Annotated in this window: 18 protein-coding genes and 1 tRNA gene; 8 read left to right on the forward strand and 11 right to left on the reverse strand. The window is 60.7% G+C overall.

Annotated elements, in window-relative coordinates:
- Nucleotides 1–19: 19 nt before the first annotated feature.
- Nucleotides 20–400, reverse strand: coding sequence for a DUF2255 family protein (locus tag BBJ66_RS07725; protein ID WP_071086052.1), 381 nt, complete (start codon nt 398–400; stop codon nt 20–22).
- Nucleotides 401–517: 117 nt separating this feature from the next.
- On the opposite strand from BBJ66_RS07725, the gene BBJ66_RS07730 reads away from it, so the two are divergent.
- From BBJ66_RS07730 to BBJ66_RS07745, 4 genes are all read left to right on the forward strand, one after another.
- On the forward strand, nt 518–1,411 hold the full coding sequence (locus BBJ66_RS07730; RefSeq protein ID WP_071086054.1) for a LysR family transcriptional regulator: 894 nt from the start codon (nt 518–520) through the stop codon (nt 1,409–1,411).
- A 262-nt stretch (nt 1,412–1,673) separates the two neighbouring features.
- Entirely contained in the window at nt 1,674–3,080 is a 1,407-nt protein-coding gene (gene sthA, locus BBJ66_RS07735; RefSeq protein WP_049734283.1) for a Si-specific NAD(P)(+) transhydrogenase, read from the forward strand.
- A 64-nt stretch (nt 3,081–3,144) separates the two neighbouring features.
- Nucleotides 3,145–3,948, forward strand: coding sequence for an endonuclease/exonuclease/phosphatase family protein (locus BBJ66_RS07740; protein WP_071086056.1), 804 nt, complete (start codon nt 3,145–3,147; stop codon nt 3,946–3,948).
- A gap of 154 nt (nt 3,949–4,102) precedes the next feature.
- A complete protein-coding gene (locus BBJ66_RS07745) occupies nt 4,103–5,872 on the forward strand; it encodes a B12-binding domain-containing radical SAM protein (protein WP_071086059.1) in 1,770 nt (589 codons plus the stop codon).
- Nucleotides 5,873–6,031: 159 nt separating this feature from the next.
- Here the strand turns inward: BBJ66_RS07745 and BBJ66_RS07750 are convergent, their stop codons facing one another.
- The 5 genes from BBJ66_RS07750 to BBJ66_RS07770 all read right to left on the reverse strand — a co-directional run bounded on the left by BBJ66_RS07750 (nt 6,032) and on the right by BBJ66_RS07770 (nt 10,231).
- Nucleotides 6,032–6,454 (reverse strand): nuclear transport factor 2 family protein, encoded by a 423-nt coding sequence (locus BBJ66_RS07750; protein ID WP_049734280.1) that lies wholly within the window; start codon nt 6,452–6,454, stop codon nt 6,032–6,034.
- Nucleotides 6,455–6,615: 161 nt separating this feature from the next.
- Nucleotides 6,616–8,100 carry a trigger factor gene (tig, locus tag BBJ66_RS07755; RefSeq protein ID WP_071086060.1) on the reverse strand — a complete coding sequence of 495 codons (1,485 nt, stop codon included), beginning with the start codon at nt 8,098–8,100 and terminating at the stop codon, nt 6,616–6,618.
- Between the two features lie 202 nt (nt 8,101–8,302).
- Nucleotides 8,303–8,387 (reverse strand) — tRNA-Leu (locus BBJ66_RS07760).
- Between the two features lie 153 nt (nt 8,388–8,540).
- Nucleotides 8,541–9,131 carry a GDYXXLXY domain-containing protein gene (locus tag BBJ66_RS07765; RefSeq protein ID WP_071086062.1) on the reverse strand — a complete coding sequence of 197 codons (591 nt, stop codon included), beginning with the start codon at nt 9,129–9,131 and terminating at the stop codon, nt 8,541–8,543.
- Nucleotides 9,128–10,231: a DUF2157 domain-containing protein gene (locus BBJ66_RS07770; RefSeq protein ID WP_071086064.1), complete on the reverse strand. Its 1,104-nt coding sequence runs from the start codon at nt 10,229–10,231 to the stop codon at nt 9,128–9,130. The genes BBJ66_RS07765 and BBJ66_RS07770 overlap by 4 nt, the downstream gene beginning before the upstream one ends.
- 869 nt (nt 10,232–11,100) lie before the next feature.
- Here BBJ66_RS07770 and BBJ66_RS32915 point away from each other — a divergent pair.
- From BBJ66_RS32915 to trmFO, 3 genes are all read left to right on the forward strand, one after another.
- Entirely contained in the window at nt 11,101–11,247 is a 147-nt protein-coding gene (locus BBJ66_RS32915) for a DUF1127 domain-containing protein (protein WP_003558908.1), read from the forward strand.
- A gap of 302 nt (nt 11,248–11,549) precedes the next feature.
- Nucleotides 11,550–11,693, forward strand: coding sequence for a DUF1127 domain-containing protein (locus BBJ66_RS07780; RefSeq protein WP_003573524.1), 144 nt, complete (start codon nt 11,550–11,552; stop codon nt 11,691–11,693).
- Nucleotides 11,694–11,812: 119 nt separating this feature from the next.
- Entirely contained in the window at nt 11,813–13,246 is a 1,434-nt protein-coding gene (gene trmFO, locus BBJ66_RS07785) for a methylenetetrahydrofolate--tRNA-(uracil(54)-C(5))-methyltransferase (FADH(2)-oxidizing) TrmFO (protein ID WP_071086070.1), read from the forward strand.
- A gap of 15 nt (nt 13,247–13,261) precedes the next feature.
- Here the strand turns inward: trmFO and BBJ66_RS07790 are convergent, their stop codons facing one another.
- The 5 genes from BBJ66_RS07790 to yajC all read right to left on the reverse strand — a co-directional run bounded on the left by BBJ66_RS07790 (nt 13,262) and on the right by yajC (nt 17,984).
- A complete protein-coding gene (locus BBJ66_RS07790; protein WP_071086072.1) occupies nt 13,262–13,729 on the reverse strand; it encodes a hypothetical protein in 468 nt (155 codons plus the stop codon).
- Between the two features lie 73 nt (nt 13,730–13,802).
- The gene (locus BBJ66_RS07795) at nt 13,803–14,660 is read right to left on the reverse strand and encodes a phytoene/squalene synthase family protein (protein ID WP_071086074.1); all 858 of its coding nucleotides are present in this window, start codon (nt 14,658–14,660) and stop codon (nt 13,803–13,805) included.
- Between the two features lie 2 nt (nt 14,661–14,662).
- Complete coding sequence (locus tag BBJ66_RS07800; protein WP_003573530.1) at nt 14,663–15,049, reverse strand: Mth938-like domain-containing protein; 387 nt, start codon at nt 15,047–15,049, stop codon at nt 14,663–14,665.
- A gap of 4 nt (nt 15,050–15,053) precedes the next feature.
- Nucleotides 15,054–17,594, reverse strand: a complete 2,541-nt coding sequence (secDF, locus tag BBJ66_RS07805; RefSeq protein WP_071086076.1) for a protein translocase subunit SecDF — start codon at nt 17,592–17,594, stop codon at nt 15,054–15,056.
- 42 nt (nt 17,595–17,636) lie between these two features.
- The gene (yajC, locus tag BBJ66_RS07810; RefSeq protein WP_047614795.1) at nt 17,637–17,984 is read right to left on the reverse strand and encodes a preprotein translocase subunit YajC; all 348 of its coding nucleotides are present in this window, start codon (nt 17,982–17,984) and stop codon (nt 17,637–17,639) included.
- A gap of 203 nt (nt 17,985–18,187) precedes the next feature.
- Between yajC and BBJ66_RS07815 the strand changes: the two genes are divergently transcribed.
- Entirely contained in the window at nt 18,188–19,060 is an 873-nt protein-coding gene (locus BBJ66_RS07815) for an ATP-binding protein (RefSeq protein WP_071086078.1), read from the forward strand.
- Nucleotides 19,061–19,113: the final 53 nt, after the last annotated feature.

Raw genomic sequence — 19,113 nt, forward strand, 5'->3', positions numbered from 1 at the left:
ACGACAGTCGCCGGCGAGATCAGCCCTCCGGTTCGAGCGGAATGATCCGGACAGCGGCTGATCTGGCGCGTTCGCCAATCATGGAGCGGAGATACGAGCTCGTTGCATATTTGCTCCGGTATGCATCATCAATCGCCGCGTTGATCGCACCCTCGACGGGTTCGAATACGACGTTTTTGGTTATTCCGGCGGCAGTGATCCGTCCGGCCTTCTGCTTGACCGCTGCCTGATACCATCGCGATCGCTGGCCATGATAGGCGCGGACGTAGAGTTCTCCATCCAGGACGACGGACCAGATCCAGGTTGGAGTGCCATAGGTCGTCCCATCGCCGCGAAAGGGAGAGATGTGCAGATCGTCGCTCTCAGCGATCTGTGCAAGTTCGGATTCTGACCAAGCCATCGGTCCGCCTCTGAATATGCGGCTGCATCCATGCGGCCATCTAAAGGCAATATAGTAGCTGACATTTATTTCGATTAGACGCTAAAATAAGATTGAACCTATATCGGAGATCAATAAATGCGTCGCGAAGAACTGGGCGACCTGATGGCCTTCCTCGCTGTTGCCGAAGAGAAGAGCTTCACCAGAGCGGCGGCCCGGCTCGGGACGTCGCAGTCTTCGCTCAGTCTCATCATCAAGCGCCTGGAGGAGCGGCTGGGAGTCAGGCTGTTGACCCGGACGACAAGAAGCCTCGCACTGACTGATGCGGGCGAACAGTTATTGTCGACCGTGGCCCCTGCGTTGGGTACGATCGAAGCCCGCCTGGCTGCGCTCAGCGCGTTTCGGGACAAGCCGGCGGGGAGCTTCCGGATTACGTCGGGTCAACACGCGATCGACACCATCCTATGGCCGAAGCTCTCGGGATTTCTTCGCGACTATCCCGACATCAAGGTCGAATTGGTCGCAGAGTCGGCGCTGACGGACATCGTCGCCGAGCGGTTCGATGCCGGCGTTCGGCTCGGCGACCAGGTTGAGAAGGACATGATCGCCGTCCGCATCGGCCCGCTGGCACGGATGATCGTGGTGGCAGCGCCCTCCTGCTTCAAGGACCAGCCGCCGCCGACGTCGCCGCAGGAACTGACGGCCTACCGGTGCATCAACATTCGCTTACCCAGTTACGGCGGATTCTACCCGTGGGAGTTTGAACGCGACGGCCATGAGGTGCGTGTCCGGGTGAATGGACAAGTGGCCTTCAATGGCGTCCCACAGATCGTGAAAGCAGCCCTCGACGGATATGGCCTCACCTACATCCACGAAGACGTCGTCCAAGACCACCTTGATAGCGGCCGACTGGTGCAGGTGCTCGAAGACTGGTCGCAACCGTTTTCTGGATATCACCTGTACTATCCTTCACGCCGGCATCCGTCGCCCGCGTTTACCCTGTTGCTGGAGGCGCTGAGGTATCAGGAATAGCCCGCTCGAACGGATAGATCATCCCGACCGTTTAGAACTTCGCGCGCATGGACCTTGGGGTGACGCGGCTCTACAGCTTAAAACGGTCTTTCAACCACACCTATGTCGGCCATGTCAGCCTGAAAGGCCTGACGCTGATCTGAAAAGCACAGGGCCGGCTGAATCGGCGCTCGTAAAACAATCTGTAACATTGACCGGCTACCGATAGACGGGCGACATTTTTGCGTCGTAAATGATTCCATTTCCAATTCGGGGCCAGGTGATGCTTCAGTACGATCTCGTTGTGGTTGGTAGCGGTCCTGCAGGGCGCCGCGGCGCGATCCAGGCTGCGAAACTCGGCAAGAAAGTGCTTGTCATCGAGCAGGGAAAACGCGTCGGCGGCGTCTCCGTGCATACCGGCACGATCCCCTCCAAGACGCTGCGCGAGACCGCGCTCAACCTTTCCGGCTGGCGCGAACGCGGCTTCTACGGCCGGTCTTACCGCGTCAAGGAAGAGATCAGTGCGGATGATCTGCGCCGCCGCCTGCTGATCACGCTCAACCACGAGGTCGAGGTGCTGGAACACCAGTTCGCCCGCAACCGCGTGCAGCATATTCGCGGCAAGGCGAGCTTCATCAATGCGTCGACGCTGCAGGTGGTCAAGGATGACGGCGAGATCACCCAGGTCACCGCCGCCAGTGTGCTGCTTGCCGTCGGCACGAAGCCGTTCCGCCCGGATTACATCCCCTTCGACGGCAAGACCGTTCTCGACAGCGACGAGTTGCTCGATATCCAGGAACTGCCGCGCTCGATGGTCGTCATCGGCGCCGGCGTCATCGGCATCGAATATGCGACGATCTTCAGCGCGCTCGACACGGCCGTCACCGTCATCGATCCGAAGGCGACGATGCTGGATTTCATCGACAAGGAAATCGTCGAGGACTTCACCTACCAGCTGCGCGACCGCAACATGAAGCTGCTGCTCGGCCAGAAGGCCGACAAAGTGGAGACGCTTGAAGACGGCAAGGTCGAACTGACGCTCGACAGCGGCCGGCGCCTGACGACCGACATGGTGCTGTTTGCTGCCGGCCGCATGGGCGCAACCGACGCGCTGAACCTTCCGGCCATCGGCCTCGAAGCAGACAGCCGCGGCCGTCTCAAGGTCAATCCGGAAACGTTCCAGACATCGGTTGCCAACGTCTATGCCGCCGGCGACGTCGTCGGCTTTCCGAGCCTTGCCTCGACCTCGATGGAACAGGGCCGCATCGCCGCCCGCGTCGCGATCGGAGCGGTCGCCAAGGAGCCGCCGAAATATTTCCCCTATGGGATCTATGCCGTGCCGGAGATTTCCACCTGCGGCCTGACCGAAGAAGAGATGAAGGAGCGCGGCATTCCCTATGAATGCGGCATCGCCCGCTTCCGCGAGACCTCGCGCGGTCATATCATGGGCCTCGACACCGGGCTTTTGAAGCTGATCTTCTCGCTGAAGACGCGCCGCCTGCTCGGCGTGCATATCGTCGGCGAAGGCGCCACCGAGCTGGTGCATATCGGCCAGGCGGTGCTCAATCTCAAAGGCACGGTCGAATATTTCGTCGAAAACACCTTCAACTATCCGACGCTTGCCGAAGCCTACAAGATCGCGGGCCTCGATGCCTGGAACCGGATGGGCGATATCAAGTCGGAACTTTAAACGCATCGCTTGGACGGCAGAACCGCTGTCTAAATCCGGCCGCTAACAACGGAGCCGAACCGCATTGCGCATCATTTCGCTGAACGCCTGGGGCGGCAGGCTGCGTGAGCCCCTGATCGACTATGTCAGCCAGGCCGATGCAGATGTGCTGTGCCTGCAGGAGGTGCTGCGGGCGCCGGGTGCGGATGAGGGATGGTCGATCTATCGGGATGCGGGGCTGGAGCTGCCGCAGCGCGCCAATCTGTTTGCAGAGATCGGCGCCGCCCTGCCCGGCCACGACGGCTTCTTCTGCCCGACATCGAGAGGCGAGCTGTTTAACGGCGAAACCGCCATTGCCGCCGAATTCGGGTTGGCGACCTTCGTGCGCAAATCGCATTCGGTCATCGCCCAGGGGCTGGACTTCGTGCATGGCAGTTTTTCCACCAATGGCTGGGGCGAACATCCGCGTCCGCGGAACGCCCATTGCATCCGTGTCTTCAGCCATGAGCACGCTTCCAGCCTGACCATCGCCCACATGCATGGCCTGCGGGATCCCGCCGGCAAGAGCGACACGCCGGCGCGCGAAGAGCAGGCTGCGGCATTGGTTGCGCTCATCGAGCGCATCTGGCCGGGCAACGAAGGGCTCGTTGTCTGCGGCGATTTCAACATCTTGCCCGACAGCACGACCTTTCCGATTCTCGCCAGATTGGGACTTTCCGATCTCGTCACCGGCAACAGCCTTGTAGACACGCGCACCTCCTACTATCTGAAGCAGGGCCGCTTTGCCGATTACATGCTGGTGACACCGGGGGTGAACATTGCCAGGTTCGAGGTGGTCGAGGCACCCGAGGTCTCCGACCACCGCGCATTGCTGCTCGATATCGGGTAGTATATTGAGGAATTGCCGTGCGTAGCGTTTTGCGTGCATTGCCGCGTTTTACGCCTTAGTTTGACCGCCTGAATCGCATTTATACGTGATGCCTGATATATGCCTTCAACACTATTTTGCTCCGGCAAAAGCTTCTGAAGAAAGATAGATACTCTTGTCCCATGTCTTGGAAGCTGCGCGCCGACGTTTTCAGCTGATCCTGATCAAGCCGTCGCATTATGACGATGATGGTTACGTCATCCGCTGGTGGCGGGCGATGATTCCCTCCAATTCACTCGCCGCTCTCTACGGCATCGCCGCCGAATGCGCCGAGCGCAAGGTGCTCGGGCCCGATACCGCGATCGATATCACCGTGATCGACGAGACCAATACGCGGATCGATGTCGCCGGACTGCTCGCACAGTTCAAGCGCCACGACAATTTCGGCATGATCGCGCTCGTCGGCGTCCAGACCAACCAGTATCCGCGCGCACTTGATATCGCCCGGCCGTTCCGCGATGCCGGCCTGCCGGTTTCCATCGGCGGTTTCCATGTTTCCGGCTGCCTGTCGATGCTGGATGGCAAGGCGGTCGGGCTCGACGCCTGCCGCGACATGGGCATTTCGATGTTTGCCGGCGAGGCCGAGGGCCGGCTCGATATGGTGCTGCGCGACGCGGCAAACGGCGAGCTGAAGCCGCTCTACAATTTCATGAACGACCTCCCCGGCATCGGCGGCACGCCGGTTCCCTTCCTGCCGAAGGACAATATCCAGCGCACGCTCGGGCTCAGCACCAGCTTCGATGCCGGGCGCGGTTGTCCCTATCAGTGTTCGTTCTGCACCATCATCAATGTGCAGGGGCGCAAGTCACGCTTCCGCTCGGCCGACGACGTCGAAAAGCTGGTGCGGATGAACTGGGCGCAGGGCATCCACAAATTCTTCATCACCGATGATAATTTCGCCCGCAACAAGGATTGGGAAGCGATCTTCGACCGGCTGATCGAGCTCAAGGAGCGGGACGGCATCCCGCTCGGCCTGATGATCCAAGTCGATACGCTCTGCCACAAGATCCCCAATTTCATCGAGAAATCCAGGCGCGCCGGCGTCACCCGCGTCTTCATCGGCCTCGAAAACGTCAATCCCAACAACCTGACCGCCGCCAAGAAGAACCAGAACAAGATCACCGAATATCGCAAGATGCTGCTCGCCTGGAAGGCGCAGGGCATCATGACGCTCGCCGGTTATATCCTGGGCTTCCCGGCCGACACGCCGGAGTCGATCCGCCGCGACATCGCGATCATCCAGGAAGAGCTGCCGCTCGACGTCATCGAATTCTTCATCCTGACGCCGCTGCCCGGCTCCGAGGACCATCAGGTGCTGTGGAAGAAGGGCGTCGAGATGGACGCCGATCTCAACATCTACGATGTCGAGCACGTCTGCACCGCGCATCCGCAGATGAGCAAGCAGGAGTGGGAAGACATCTACCACGAGGCCTGGTCGCTCTATTATTCGCCTGATCATATGAAGACGCTGCTGCGCCGGGCTGTGGCGACCGGGGTTCCGCTCGCAAGGCTCGTCAAGGTTCTCGTCTCTTTCGCAACCACCGTGCCGCTGGAAAACGTGCATCCGCTGCAGAGCGGTCTCCTGCGCCTGAAGACACCTTCAGAGCGGCGCCCGGATCTGCCGCGCGAAAATCCGCTGGTCTTCTGGCCGCGTTTTGCCTGGGAAACCTTCAGAAAACATGCTTCGCTCGCCGGCACGATCATCGGCCTGACGATTTCGGCATTCCTGATTTCAAGGGAAGCAAAGTCGAAGACCTATATGGATCAGGCCCTGACGCCGGTTGCCGATGACGAGGAAGAGACACTCAGCCTCTTTACCAAAACAGCCGGCGGCGCTGCGGCCGTCAGCCATGTGAGGAAAGTCGCGGAGCTGACGCGGCATTGAGCTGCAATTCGCGCTAAAGCCCGTCGCATCGAACTTGTTTCATGCGACGGGCTTTAGCTCTTTGCTTTGATGCATGTCGTTGCCGCAAAAGCGCTCCGCGCTTTGCCTGGGAAAACCGCGGCACACCTTTGCGCGACATGCTTTATCAGCTCCGCGGCTTTAAGCGAACTGGATGATCCGGGTGGTCTCAGCCACTTGCAGCGTGTCGACGAATTCGACGATCTTGACCGGTTTCCCATCCTTGAAATGGATCTTGTCGACGAATTCCGTATAGAAGCTCACACCCGATGGGATGTGCCTGACCTCACCTTCGCGATGGGCGAAGACCATATGCTCGTCCTCGTCCACATAGATGCCGGCTGTACTGACCTTGGATAGATCCCACACAGTGATGAGTTGCTCTATCACTTGCCGAAAGGCATGGCCGCCGGCTTCAGTTGAAAAAGGCGCCAACCGTGTATTGCCGGCCATCCGGAAGGTGCAATCCTCACCAATCAGCGCCAGCGTGCCCTCGATATCGCCTCGGTCGCGCACAGCGTAGATTTCTTCCACGCGTTTCTTCATGTCATCTTTTACGGTCATTGTCCGGTCCTCCCACCGTCAATGAAATCTGCATCGAATTATACTTCATTGCAACTATTTGTTGTTGCCGTGAATAAATCTCAATAATCGAGGAGGCGGTCGAGATAGCAAAAGGCCCCGCACGATGGCGGGGCCTTGCAGAGTTCAGAACTGAGAAGCGATTATTCTGCGCTTTCGTCAGCTGCCTTCTTCTTCGGAGCAGCCTTCTTCTTCGGAGCGGCTTCGTCGCCTTCACCGGCGTCGGCAGCTTCGGCCTTGGCGGCAGCCTTCTTCTTCGGGGCAGCCTTCTTGGTCTCGGCCTTCGCTTCGCCTTCTTCCTCGGCGAGCAGTTCTTCCTTGGTCACCTTCTTGTCGGTGACGTCGATTTCGGTCAGCAGATGATCGATGACCTTCTCTTCGAAGATCGGCGCGCGGATCGAAGCGGCGGCACCCGGCTGGCTGCGGAAGAATTCGAGGATCTGCTTTTCCTGGCCCGGATACTGGCGCAGCTGATCGTAGATGGCGCGCTGCATCTCGTCTTCGGTGACTTCGACGCCGGCCTTTTCGCCGATTTCGGAGAGAACGAGGCCGAGGCGGACGCGACGCTCGGCGAGCGTCTTGTATTCCTCACGTGCCTTCTCTTCGGTCGTGTCTTCGTCCTCGAAGGTCTTACCAGACTGAGCGAGGTCGTTGTTCACCTGGTTCCAGATGCCGTTATATTCGGCATCGACCAGCGAGGCCGGGGTTTCGAACTTATACATCTCGTCGAGCTGGTCGAGGATCTGACGCTTCAGCTTCTGGCGGGTCAGCGAACCGTACTGCGATTCGATCTGGCCGCGGACGATTTCCTTCAGGCGATCGGCGGATTCGATGCCAAGCTTGGAGGCGAGTTCGTCGTTGATCTCAACCTTGCCAGGCGCTGCAACATCCTTGACCGATACGTCGAAGGTGGCTTCCTTGCCGGCGAGGTTCTTGGCCGGATAGTCGGCCGGGAAGGTCACGGTGATGGTCTTCTCTTGACCGGCCTTGACGCCGACGAGCTGGTCTTCGAAGCCCGGGATGAAGCGGCCGGAGCCGAGCACCAGTTCGGCGCCCTGGTCGGTGCCGCCTTCGAAGGCTTCGCCATCGACCTTGCCGACATAATCCATGGTGATGCGGTCGCCGTCAGCGGCCTTGCCGGTCTTGGTCTCGTAAGCGCGGGCGCTTTCGGCAACCTTCAGGACCTGCTCGGTGACTTCGTCGTCGGCGATGTCGATGACTTCGCGGGTGACCTTGATGCCCTTGACCGACTTCAGTTCGATCGGCGGCAGCACTTCATAGGAGAGCGTGAATTCGAAATCCTGCTCGGCGGCGAGGATCTTGTCGGCTTCGTCCTTGTCCTCGGTCATGGCGATTTCCGGCTGCGTGGCCGACTTCTCGCCGCGGCTGGAGAGGATGGCGGCCGGCTGCTCGCGGACGATCTCGTTGACGAGCTCGGCCATGATCGATTTGCCGTAGACCTTCTTCAGGTGAGCAGCGGGTACCTTTCCCGGACGGAAGCCGTTGATGCGGACCTTGTCCTTCACATCGGCAAGACGCTGATCCATCTTGTCCTGCATGTCCTTGGCCGGGATAACGACCTTGATTTCGCGCTTCAGCCCTTCAGCGAGCGTTTCGATAACCTGCATGTCTTCCTACCTTCATGTCGTGGCGGCCGTGCCCAGACGCCGTTCGTTTCGATGAGCACGACGCCGGCAGCGTGCCGCGCGTGGCTTTTCCCAATTCCTGTATCATTCCGCCAAACGGGGAACGGCACTCACTTCCGAGTATTCGGAACAACCTTCGTCATTCGGGGACAACTAAGTTCTTAGTCTCCCCCTGCAAACAGCCTGGTGCGGGTAGAGAGACTTGAACTCCCACGCCTTGCGGCACCAGAACCTAAATCTGGCGTGTCTACCAATTTCACCATACCCGCGTCCACAGAACCGCATGCCTATGCCTGCGCATGAGGCCTTCCGGAGCGCGGCGTCTCTATATCACCCGATTTGGTCGAGGCAAAGGAAAAATGAACGGCAAATGACAGGGGATTTGCGGCCCGCAGGCCGGCCTCTTCCGAGCTGCCGCCGGATCAGTAGAGCGGCTCGTCGTAAACCGGCTTGCCGTCGACGACTAGGCTGCGGATCTGCGCGCTGCCGGCCGGCGAGACACGCACTGAAATGGCGACATTGCCATCATTGCGGGCCTCCTCGATTGGCTTGCCCTCGCCCTCGGGAACATAATAGCGCTCGATGCCGTATTCGACACGGATGCTGTCGCCGGCAGCAAATCCGCCACTGTAGAATGGCTGGCTGCGCAGGATCACGGTCTCCGGCAGTGGCGGCAGTTGGTGAAACGACGATTCGGCCACTGTCCAGAAACCGTCCTCCTGCTTCTTCAACCGAACCCATAGAGTGCGCTCGCCGGGCTCTGCCGGGATACCGCCGGACACCGTCTGCACCGGCACCGAGGAAATATCATAGTTCAAGACGACATAATCGCCGCGCAGAAAATCGCGCGGATCGACAGGCGCCGTCTTCAGCAGCACCTCGGCGCCATTGTTGAGGATCGATGCCCGGCTCTGGATGATCGTGCCGAGGATCACGGTCTGCAGGCCGGCGACGATGATTGCCGAAAACAGATAGCCCCTGCCGGACTGCAGCCTTGCCATCAGCGAGTTCATGCGCGCTCCCCCTGTGCATTGGCCGAAAAGCGCCGTTCGAGACGAATGACGATCCACGCAACCAGCGCGACGAAGAGACCGGAGAAGAGAAAGAGGCTCGACGTGCCGAGAATCGATCCGACAGTCACGGAGGCGAGATAAAGCATCTCGGCGGCAAAGGTCGTATAAGCGAGATAACGCACCGCGCCGTTGTCCCTGCCATGCAGAGCGATCGCCAGCACCGAAGCGCCAAGCGTCGCCACCCCGAGCACCACCAACCGCCAGCCGTCCTCGATCTCGATATGCAGCAGCAGGAAGCCGATCGCGGCGACGAGGAAGCTATAGAAGGCCGGGGCCGCACCGGCGCTCCTGACCAGGGAGGCAACAGGCCGGGTTGGCAACGCCGTCAGGACAAAGGCCGCCATGCCGCCGATTGCGAAGGCGAGCGCCACGGCAATCTCCTCATAAAGCGCATAGAGCCAGGCAAGCCAGCCGATCAGCAGCAGATAGGCGAGATGGCGGGCCCGTTCGGCGCCGGTATACCGCACCAGCCCGATGACGATCGCCGCCATGACGGGCGCCATCCAGGGATCGAGCCCGATCCAATGGCTGTCGTAATTCTCGAGATAAACGGCAAAGGACGCCCAGGAGAGGAAGCCGGCAACGACGGCCACCGCGCCCGAACGGAACAGAATTGCCGAGATCGTCGCGATGGCGAACCAGAGATACATCACCGTCTGCTCGTCGCCGGAGAGATGATACATCTGCCCGACCAGCGAAATGGCGCCGCCGAAGCTCATCGCACCGATGATCAGCAGGCCGCTTGCCGCCGCCCTCGCGCCGCGGGCGAGCATCCGGGCGGCGGCGATGTGCACCACCCAGATCAGGGCCAGGATGGCGCCGACGCGGACGAGGCGCGGAATGGCCTCCCAGTTGGAGGCGACGACCAGCAGGATGGCGGCTGCCAGCAGCAGCGCCGCCAGCGCCATCAGCACCCTGCCGAGGCTGAAGCTTGCCGGGCGGCTGTCATATTCGGCGAGAAGCGCACCTGCCGTTTCCTGCCCCAGCAGGCCCTTGCCCACCCAGAGCGAGAGATCCCGCTCCAATCTGCCGCGATACATGCTCCACCCCTCATTTCCGCAATGCCGACTGCGGCGCTGCGGCCTATGCCGTTATAGACTCAGCATGGGGCTTCGCAAACGCCCCTGCGACAAAATACAACTTCCTCATTGGTCTAACTTGTATCGCGCGTTAACTGGCCGATAACGCCAGAAGCGCTAATATAAGCATATGGACGGAGAGGTATGCACCCACTGCAAACCACTCATGAAATTATTGCACTGCAAAATAATCATTAGTCATACTATTTATAAAGACATCGAAGCACGGGGATGGCGCCCCTGCCCGGCTCTGCCGGACGCCCTCGGATCTCTTTGTCCGTGACGATATTCGTAGCTGCGCACTCCTCCTCCCAGCGCGCTATGATAGGCTGGTAACACTCCTCCTCCCAGTTGCCAGTCACCATAATGCGCCCGCCGGATCCTCCCCCGGTGGGCGTTTTTGTTGAGCAAAAATGCAATTAAAGCATTGGCGACCCAGGTTTTCCGCCGCTTGGCGCCGTCGTGCCGCACTGCTGTCACACCGCTCCCGCCGACGCTGCGGACAAGCGGGCGGCTTTCGATGCGAGCGAAATGCCTCGGTGGAGCGGATGCACGGGCAGAACCGCCGGAGGGAGAAGCCTTTTTGAGCAGCGGCACCTGTTTCGAGCACCTAGCCAGATTGATCCCTTTAAAATCATTCTGCCTATTCGTTGACCAAAAAGCGGCGAGCCTGCGTCAAATACCCCCAAAGCATTGCATCAGTCGCATAGGTGATCTGAAAACTTGGCTGTTTTAGTCTTTTGCGCCGCAACATATATTCTGGTCATCAAATAGAGGTCAGCGCCGATCGGTGGCTGCTGGCAGATGAAACCCTCAGAAAGGGGCTTAACATGAACTTCTCTCGCTCTTTCAATAACTGGCGCAAGTATCGTCAGACAGTCACGGAACTTGGCCGCATGACCAACCGCGAATTGCATGACCTCGGCATCGACCGTTCGGACATCCATCGCGTTGCCCGTGAGGCTTCTGCCCGCTAATTCCAGGCGATCCGCTGCTCCTCCCAAGCAGGATCGTCCTCGGTTGAAACGCCCGCTGTACCCACAGCGGGCGTTTTCTTTTGTCTGCATACAGCTGCCGCGGCGGTTGCATGTTTTCCCGGCTCGTTAGCCCGCTTAAAAAATATTCACCGCTTAATTGGCGGGCATCACATTGCACAATTGCATGGCAGACGCCAATTATTTGCACTGCACAATAAGACGGTTCTCGCCTATATAAACATCAACCGCAGAGAGATAGGCGATCCCGCCATCCAGCGGACATATGTTTGAGGAAAAAGACAATGAACCCGATCCGCATTGCAAAAAGCTGGCTCAGCTACCGCCGTACGCTCAACGAACTCGGCGGCCTTTCGAACCAGACCCTGTCCGATATCGGCGTCAGCCGTTACGACATCCGCAATATCGCATCCCGCTCGTTTCGCTAATTAGCCGGCCGTTAACGGCCCGCTAGTAGCGAGCGTGATGCTCAAAAGACGGCGCCGCAAGGCGCCGTTTTTGATTCCGGGGTGTTGGATCGCACCTGCCGACATGATATCAGCCCGGGATGAACACGATCTCTTCCTATTCCCCCATCCACGTCGTCGGCGGCGGGCTCGCCGGCTCGGAAGCCGCCTGGCAGATCGCCAGTTCCGGCGTCCCCGTTATCCTGCATGAAATGCGCGGGGTACGCGGCACGGATGCGCATAAAACCGACGGCCTTGCCGAACTGGTCTGCTCCAATTCCTTCCGCTCCGACGATGCGACCAGCAACGCCGTCGGCGTCATCCATGCCGAGATGCGCATGGCTGGCTCGCTGATCATGGCCACTGCCGACCGGCATCAGGTTCCGGCCGGTGGCGCGCTCGCCGTCGATCGCGACGGCTTCTCCGAAGCGGTGACCAAGGCAATCGATGACCACCCGCTCATCACCGTCGTACGCGAGGAAATCACCGGCCTGCCGCCTGCTGACTGGGATCTTGCCATCGTCGCCACCGGGCCGCTGACGGCGCCGTCGCTCGCAAGCGCCATCCAGGCGGAAACCGGCAAGGATTCGCTCGCCTTCTTCGACGCCATCGCGCCGATCGTCTACCGCGAGAGCATCGACATGGATATCTGCTGGTACCAGTCGCGCTACGACAAGGTCGGCCCCGGCGGCACCGGCAAGGATTACATCAATTGCCCGATGGACGAGGCGCAGTACAATGCCTTCGTCGACGCGCTGATATCGGGTGACGCAGTCGGTTTCAAGGAATGGGAAGGCACGCCTTATTTCGACGGCTGCCTGCCGATCGAGGTCATGGCCGAACGCGGCCGCGAGACGCTGCGTCACGGACCGATGAAGCCGATGGGGCTGACCAACGCGCATAATCCGACAGTCAAGGCCTATGCCGTCGTTCAGCTGCGCCAGGACAATGCGCTTGGCACGCTCTACAATATGGTCGGCTTCCAGACGAAGCTGAAATATGGCGCGCAGGCGGAAATCTTCCGGATGATCCCGGGGCTGGAAAATGCGGAATTCGCCCGCCTCGGCGGCCTGCACCGCAACACCTATATCAACTCCCCCACTTTGCTCGACCCGTCGCTAACCTTGAAATCGCGGCCAGGCCTGCGTTTTGCCGGCCAGATCACCGGCTGCGAGGGTTACGTGGAAAGCGCCAGCGTCGGGCTGATGGCCGGCCGTTTCGCCGCCGCCGAACGCAAGGGCGAGGCAATCTCGCTGCCGCCGGCAACGACGGCGCTCGGCGCGCTGCTCGGCCATATAACCGGCGGACATATCGTCACCGACGAGGAGCCGGGCAAACGCTCGTTTCAGCCGATGAACATCAATTTCGGGCTGTTTCCGGAGCTCCAACCCGGTTCGATCGTCAAGCCCGAAGGCGTCAAGCGTTTCCGCGGCAAGGACAAGACGATCATGAAACGGCAGCTGATCGCGCGGCGCGCCCTTACAGACTGCGCCGTCTGGCTCGGCCAGACTTCGCCATTTGCCGAAAGCGCCTGATGGATCGCTTCTGATCTACTGCTCGTTCGCCGCCGCAATATTGCCGGACGGCAGGTCCCTATCCGGCTCGGCGATGTAGTTGCCGAGCAGCCAGAGCGCGACTTCCGAAGACTCTTTGGCGGAGGCGAATTCGAAATCGCCGTTGTGATGGGGCGCATCGAGGAAATCGATCACCAGGCCGCTGCCCGTTGGCGAGCTGACGACGCGCACGCGGCCCGGCTCGATCAGATGGCAGGCGAAGTGGCGCGACATGTTCCGCATGAAGCCGGCCTTGTTGTCATGCAGGCGCACGAAGATGGCTTGACCGTTGTCAGTCGCCTGCAACTGGCGAATCGCCTCGTTCGGAAAGGCACGACCGAACTCGATGATGGCGAGGCCCGTGTCATGCAGGCCATCTTCCTTGTTCTGCGCGGCCATACGCGTTGCCACGAAGGCAAAGAAGATGACGATGGCGAAAAGAACGCACCAGACGATAATGCCCACGCCGAGTCTCCGATCAAAGCAGTAGTGGTTCAAGCCTTGTAACGCGTGAGACTTGCGCGAGTTTGACCGGTCGTCAGATTTTTCTGCGGACTGAGGAGAGCGCCATACTCAGCTGGCGGCGCCATTGCGGCGGCTGCAGCGGCCGGTCGAACAGGACGGCGCCATGCTTCTGCGCCTTGACGAGCACCGGTTCGGCAAGCGTCGCAGGCAGGAAGGCTGAAAAGACCGCCGGCGCGATTGGGCCTGCCGCCCTCGCCTTTGCCAGATGTTCGCGGCCGAGGCCGGCGAAGGCCTCGATAGCGGCGGCGATGCGCGGCCTGTCTTCACCAGCGAGGAAGGCATCGCGGTCAAGACCGGTGGCGGTAAGGATCTGCAGCGGAATATAGACCTGGCCGCGGCGGCGATGCAGCGGCATCAGCAGCAACAGGCCGGCGACCGCCTGGGCCACACCGGCATGACCGGCCGCGTTCGCCGATCGTGCAGCCTCTTCAGGCGACAGCACGAGGCTTGCAAGCTGGATCAAGGCCGATGCCGTCTCGCCGGCATAACCTTCGAGCGAGAGACGCGTTTCCATCGGATCGTCATAGAGATCGAAGGTGCGGGCCTCGATCATGTCGATCAGCGTCTTGCGCGGCAGGCGATGGGTTTCGATTGCCATCAGAAGTGCTGAAGCGACCGGGTTGGCCGCAGTCGATCCATGGGCGCTGCCTTCCAGCAGGTCGCGCCAGTATTGCAGCCGCACCTCGCCGGGCAACGGCTCGTGCACCAGATCCCGGACGCGGGCCAATTCGGCATTGAAGGCGTATAGAGTTGCAAGCGCGCCGCGCTTTTCCTCCGGCGACAGCAGGCAGGCAAGGTAGCGGTCGCGATCGCTGTCACGCAGCATCGCCAGGCAGATCTCCTGGTTCGTCGCCGTCTTCGCTTCACCCATCGTCAGACCGCGATCAGTGCCGCGGCGACGGCGCGCTGCTCGGCAAGCATGATATTGAAGGTGCGTACCGCCGCACCCGTGCTCATCGGATCTGAGGCGATGCCGCGCGATTTCAGCGCCTGCTTCAACTCCTCCGGCAGGCGGCGCAGTTCGGTTCCGGTTCCAACCAGCAGAACCTCGATATCATCAGCCTCATCAAGCACGCGGCGGAAATTTTCGGGCGAAAGCGGTTTCGACATGTCCATATCCCAGCCATGAATGCCGGAAGGAAGGCAAAGGATCGAGCCGCGATGCGACATATCGGCAAAGCGGAAGCCGCCATTGCCGTAAGTATCGATCGGCGCGCGCCCAGGGAAATGGGCGGCGCGGATTTCTATGCCTTTTGCCATGTTTTCAAACCACCGTGCCGGATTTTACACCAGCATCCGTTTTGTTGCTCTCTTCCCCGTCGGGGCTCTCCGGCCGCAGCCGGAAGACGATCAGCACAGGAGCGGCGATATAGATCGAAGAGAAGGTGCCGAGAGCGACGCCGAAGAGCATCGTAAAGGTGAAGGAGCGGATGACCTCGCCCCCGAAAATATAGAGCGCGAGCAAGGCGAGCAGCGTCGTCGCCGCGGTCAGAATGGTGCGCGACAGCGTCTGGTTGATCGAGGCGTCGATCAGGATCGGCAGCGGCATCTTCCGATATCGCGTCAGATTCTCGCGCATCCGGTCATAGACCACGACCGTGTCGTTCAGGGAATAGCCGACAACGGTCAGCACGGCTGCGACGCTCGTCAGGTTGAATTCCATACCGGTGAGAACGAAGAGACCGAGCATGATGATGACGTCGTGCAGCGTCGCGACGATGGCGCCGACCGCAAACTGCCATTTGAAGCGGATCCAGATATAGATCAGAATCGCCGCCAGCGCTGCCAACACGCCGAGCGTCGCCATCATCGTCAATTCGCCAGAGATGGCGGGACCGACGACCTCGACGCGGCGAAAATCATAATCGCCTTCAAGTTCGCCACGCACCAGCGTCGCCGCCGACTGCTCGGCATTCTCGCCGCCGCCCTGCGAGGCGATGCGGATGCGCGCATTCGACGGTCCGCCGGCGCGCTCGACGCTGACCGCGCCGAGGTTGAGATCGTTGAGGCGTGATTGAAGATCGGTAAGGTCGGCATTGCCCTGTTTCGCCGTCACCTCGATGAGCGAGCCGCCGGCGAAATCGATGCCGAGACGCAGGCCGGCGGTGGCAAAGGCGGCCATGGCGATCAGTGAGATGATTGCCGACGCCGTAAAGACGTACCGACGGATGCCCATGAAACGGATGTTGGCGTGTTCGAAAAGATGGGTCAGAACGCTCTTCGGCAGATGCCGGGGATGGCGCCCTTTCAGCCAGGCGGCAACGATCGAGCGCGTCAGCGTGAAAGCCGTGAAGACGGTGGTCAGGATGCCGACCGCCAGTGTCACTGCGAAACCGCGGATGGATTCGCTGCCGAGGAAAAAGAGGATGATGGCGGCGATGAAGATCGTGACATTTGCGTCGACGATTGTTGCGAAGGCACGCGAGAAACCACGGCCGACGGCCTCCGCAAAGGAATGGGCGGTTTTCTCCTCTTCACGGATGCGCTCGTAGATCAGAACGTTGGAGTCGACCGCCATGCCGACGATGAGCACGATGCCGGCGATCCCGGGCAAGGTGAGCGTCGCGCCGGCAAGGCTGAGCACCGCGATGATGAGGATGAGGTTGAAGACGAGCGAGACGACGGCGATGACGCCGAGAATGCGGTAGAGCGCGATCATCAATGCCGCGACCAGCACGACGGCGACGAGACCGGCAATGAGGCCGGAGAAGATGGAGTCGGCGCCGAATCTCGGGCTGACGCTGCGTTCCTCGACGCTCGTCAGCGTCGCCGGCAGGGCGCCGGCGCGCAGCATGATCGCAAGGTCGCGAACGCCATCCTCGGAGAAGTTCGCCGAAATCGTACCCTCGCCGCCGGTGATCGCCGCATCGATGCTTGGCGCCGACATCACCTGGTCGTCGAAGACGATGGCAAGGTTCTTGCCGATATTCTGCCCCGTCACCTCGGCCAGCCGCCGCGTGCCTTCGGCATCGAGGCGGTAGGCAATCGAGCTATCCTGCGTCTGCGGATCGACGACGGGCTCGATATCGACCATGTTGCTGCCGGCAACGAAAGCCGTGCGGTCGACGAGATAGGGTACCGGCGGATCGTCGAGCGAATAGAGCACCTGCGATGTCGCCGGCCAGCGGCCGTTCAGCGCCTCCTGCCCCGACATGCTTGGGTCGATCAGATGAAAGGAAAGCTTGGCCGGCTGGTTCAGCAGGTTCTTCAGCCGTTCGGCATCGACCGATCCCAGCACCTGCACGACCATCCGGTCGGCGCCATCGGGACGAACAAGAAAATTCTCATAGCCGAATCCGGCGATGCGGCGGCTGACGATATCGAGCGACCGGGTCCGGGCGGCGGCGACGTCGGCGGTGATGCCGGCGTCGGAAATCTGCAGCGAGAGCTGCCCCTCTTCGCCTTGCTGTAGCGTGACGCCAGGTCCGGAGGGTTCGCCGGCCGCCGTCAAGGCCTTGAGGAGACCGACTGCCTTCTGGGTCTCAGCCGGATCGGTGATGCGGACGGTGACTGTCTGGTCGTTGCCGGTCAGCCCGGTATAGCGGATGCCGGCGCCGCGCAGCGCATTGCGCACATTGGCGACTGCCTCTTCCAGGCGGTCCCTGACGATATCGGAGCGCTCGACCTTCAGGACGATATGCGAGCCGCCCTGCAGATCGAGACCGAGCGTCACGCGGTCGTGCCGCAGCCAGTCCGGCAGAGAGGAATGCTGCGCCTCGCTCAGCAGATTGGGCGCAGCGATGACGATGGCCGCAAACGCGGCCAGCCAGATCAGAAGTGTTTTCCAACGGGAAAAATGCAACATTCTCTCGACGATCTTCCGATCCGGCGGCTGAGTTATCGCTTGTTATGCTGCGTCGGCCTTGACGGGCTCACCCTTGACGCGCACATCCGAAATACCGCTGCGGACGATGCGCACACGAACGCCTTCGGCGATCTCGACTTCGACCTCCTTGTCGTCGATGACCTTGGTGACCTTGCCGACGAGACCGCCACCGGTGACGACCTGATCGCCGCGGCGAATCGCCTTCAGCGTTTCCTCACGCTTCTTGGCCTGTGCGCGCTGCGGACGGATCAGCAGGAAGTACCAGACGACCATCAGCGGCACGAACAGGATGATCATTTCGAAACCGGAGCCGCCGAAACCGGTTGCGGTATCGGTCGCACTCTGGGCGAATGCCGGGGTGATGAACATGCTAAACTCCTCAGGCTGGGCGGCGGAACTCCGCCTGTTTTTTCAGGTTGCCGGACTATAGTTGCCGCTTCGATGAATGCAACAGAAACAGCCGGAAACAGTACCGATTCCGCTGCCTCATAACCTTTCCGCCGTCAAAACGCCATGCTACCCCGCACCGAAAGATAAAGCGGATTGCCGCGGCAAGAAATCAGGAGCTTGCGATGACCGAGGAAATCAACATTGCCCTGCTGGCCGAGTTGAAGCGGCTTGCAAAAGCCGTCGAGCGCCTTGCCGGGCCAGCGCCTGCCGTCAACGATTGGGATGCCGCCGACTGTTTCGTCTGGGCGCCATCGCGCCAGCATCTGCAGCCGGTGAACAAGCCGAACCGGGTGGCGCTGAAACTCATCCGCGGCGTCGATCATGTGCGCGACATCCTGCATGAGAATACGGTGCGGTTCGCCGAGGGTTATGCCGCCAACAACGTGCTGCTCTGGGGCGCGCGCGGCATGGGAAAATCCTCGCTCGTCAAAGCCGTGCACGAGGATGTCAGGCGTGAGAGCGGCGTCGCGCTGAAGCTCGTCGAAGTTCATCGCGAGGATATCGCCAGCCTCCCCACCCTGCTCGACCTGCTGAAGGACACGCCGTACCGCGTTATCGTCTTCTGCGACGATCTCTCCTTCGACCACGACGACACCGCCTACAAGTCGCTGAAGGCGGCACTCGACGGCGGCGTCGAAGGGCGGCCGGACAATGTGCTTTTCTACGCCACCTCGAACCGGCGCCATCTGCTGCCGCGCCACATGATGGAAAACGAGCAATCGACGGCGATCAATCCGTCGGAGGCCGTCGAAGAGAAGGTTTCGCTCTCCGACCGCTTCGGCCTCTGGCTTGGTTTCCATAAATGCAGCCAGGAAGATTATCTCGGCATGATCGACGGCTATGCCGATCATTTCAAGATCAGGCTCGACCGCACCAAGATGCATGCCGAGGCGCTCGAATGGGCCACGACGCGCGGCGCGCGCTCCGGCCGCGTTGCCTGGCAGTATATTCAGGACCTGGCCGGACGCATGCGGGTCCATGTCGATAGAGCCTGAAATAACAAAAGCCCGGCGAGTGGCCGGGCTTTTGCGCTTCCTGGGACGCTGTA

The organism is Rhizobium sp. RSm-3, from assembly GCF_001854685.1.
Classification (GTDB): Bacteria; Pseudomonadota; Alphaproteobacteria; order Rhizobiales; family Rhizobiaceae; genus Rhizobium; species Rhizobium ecuadorense.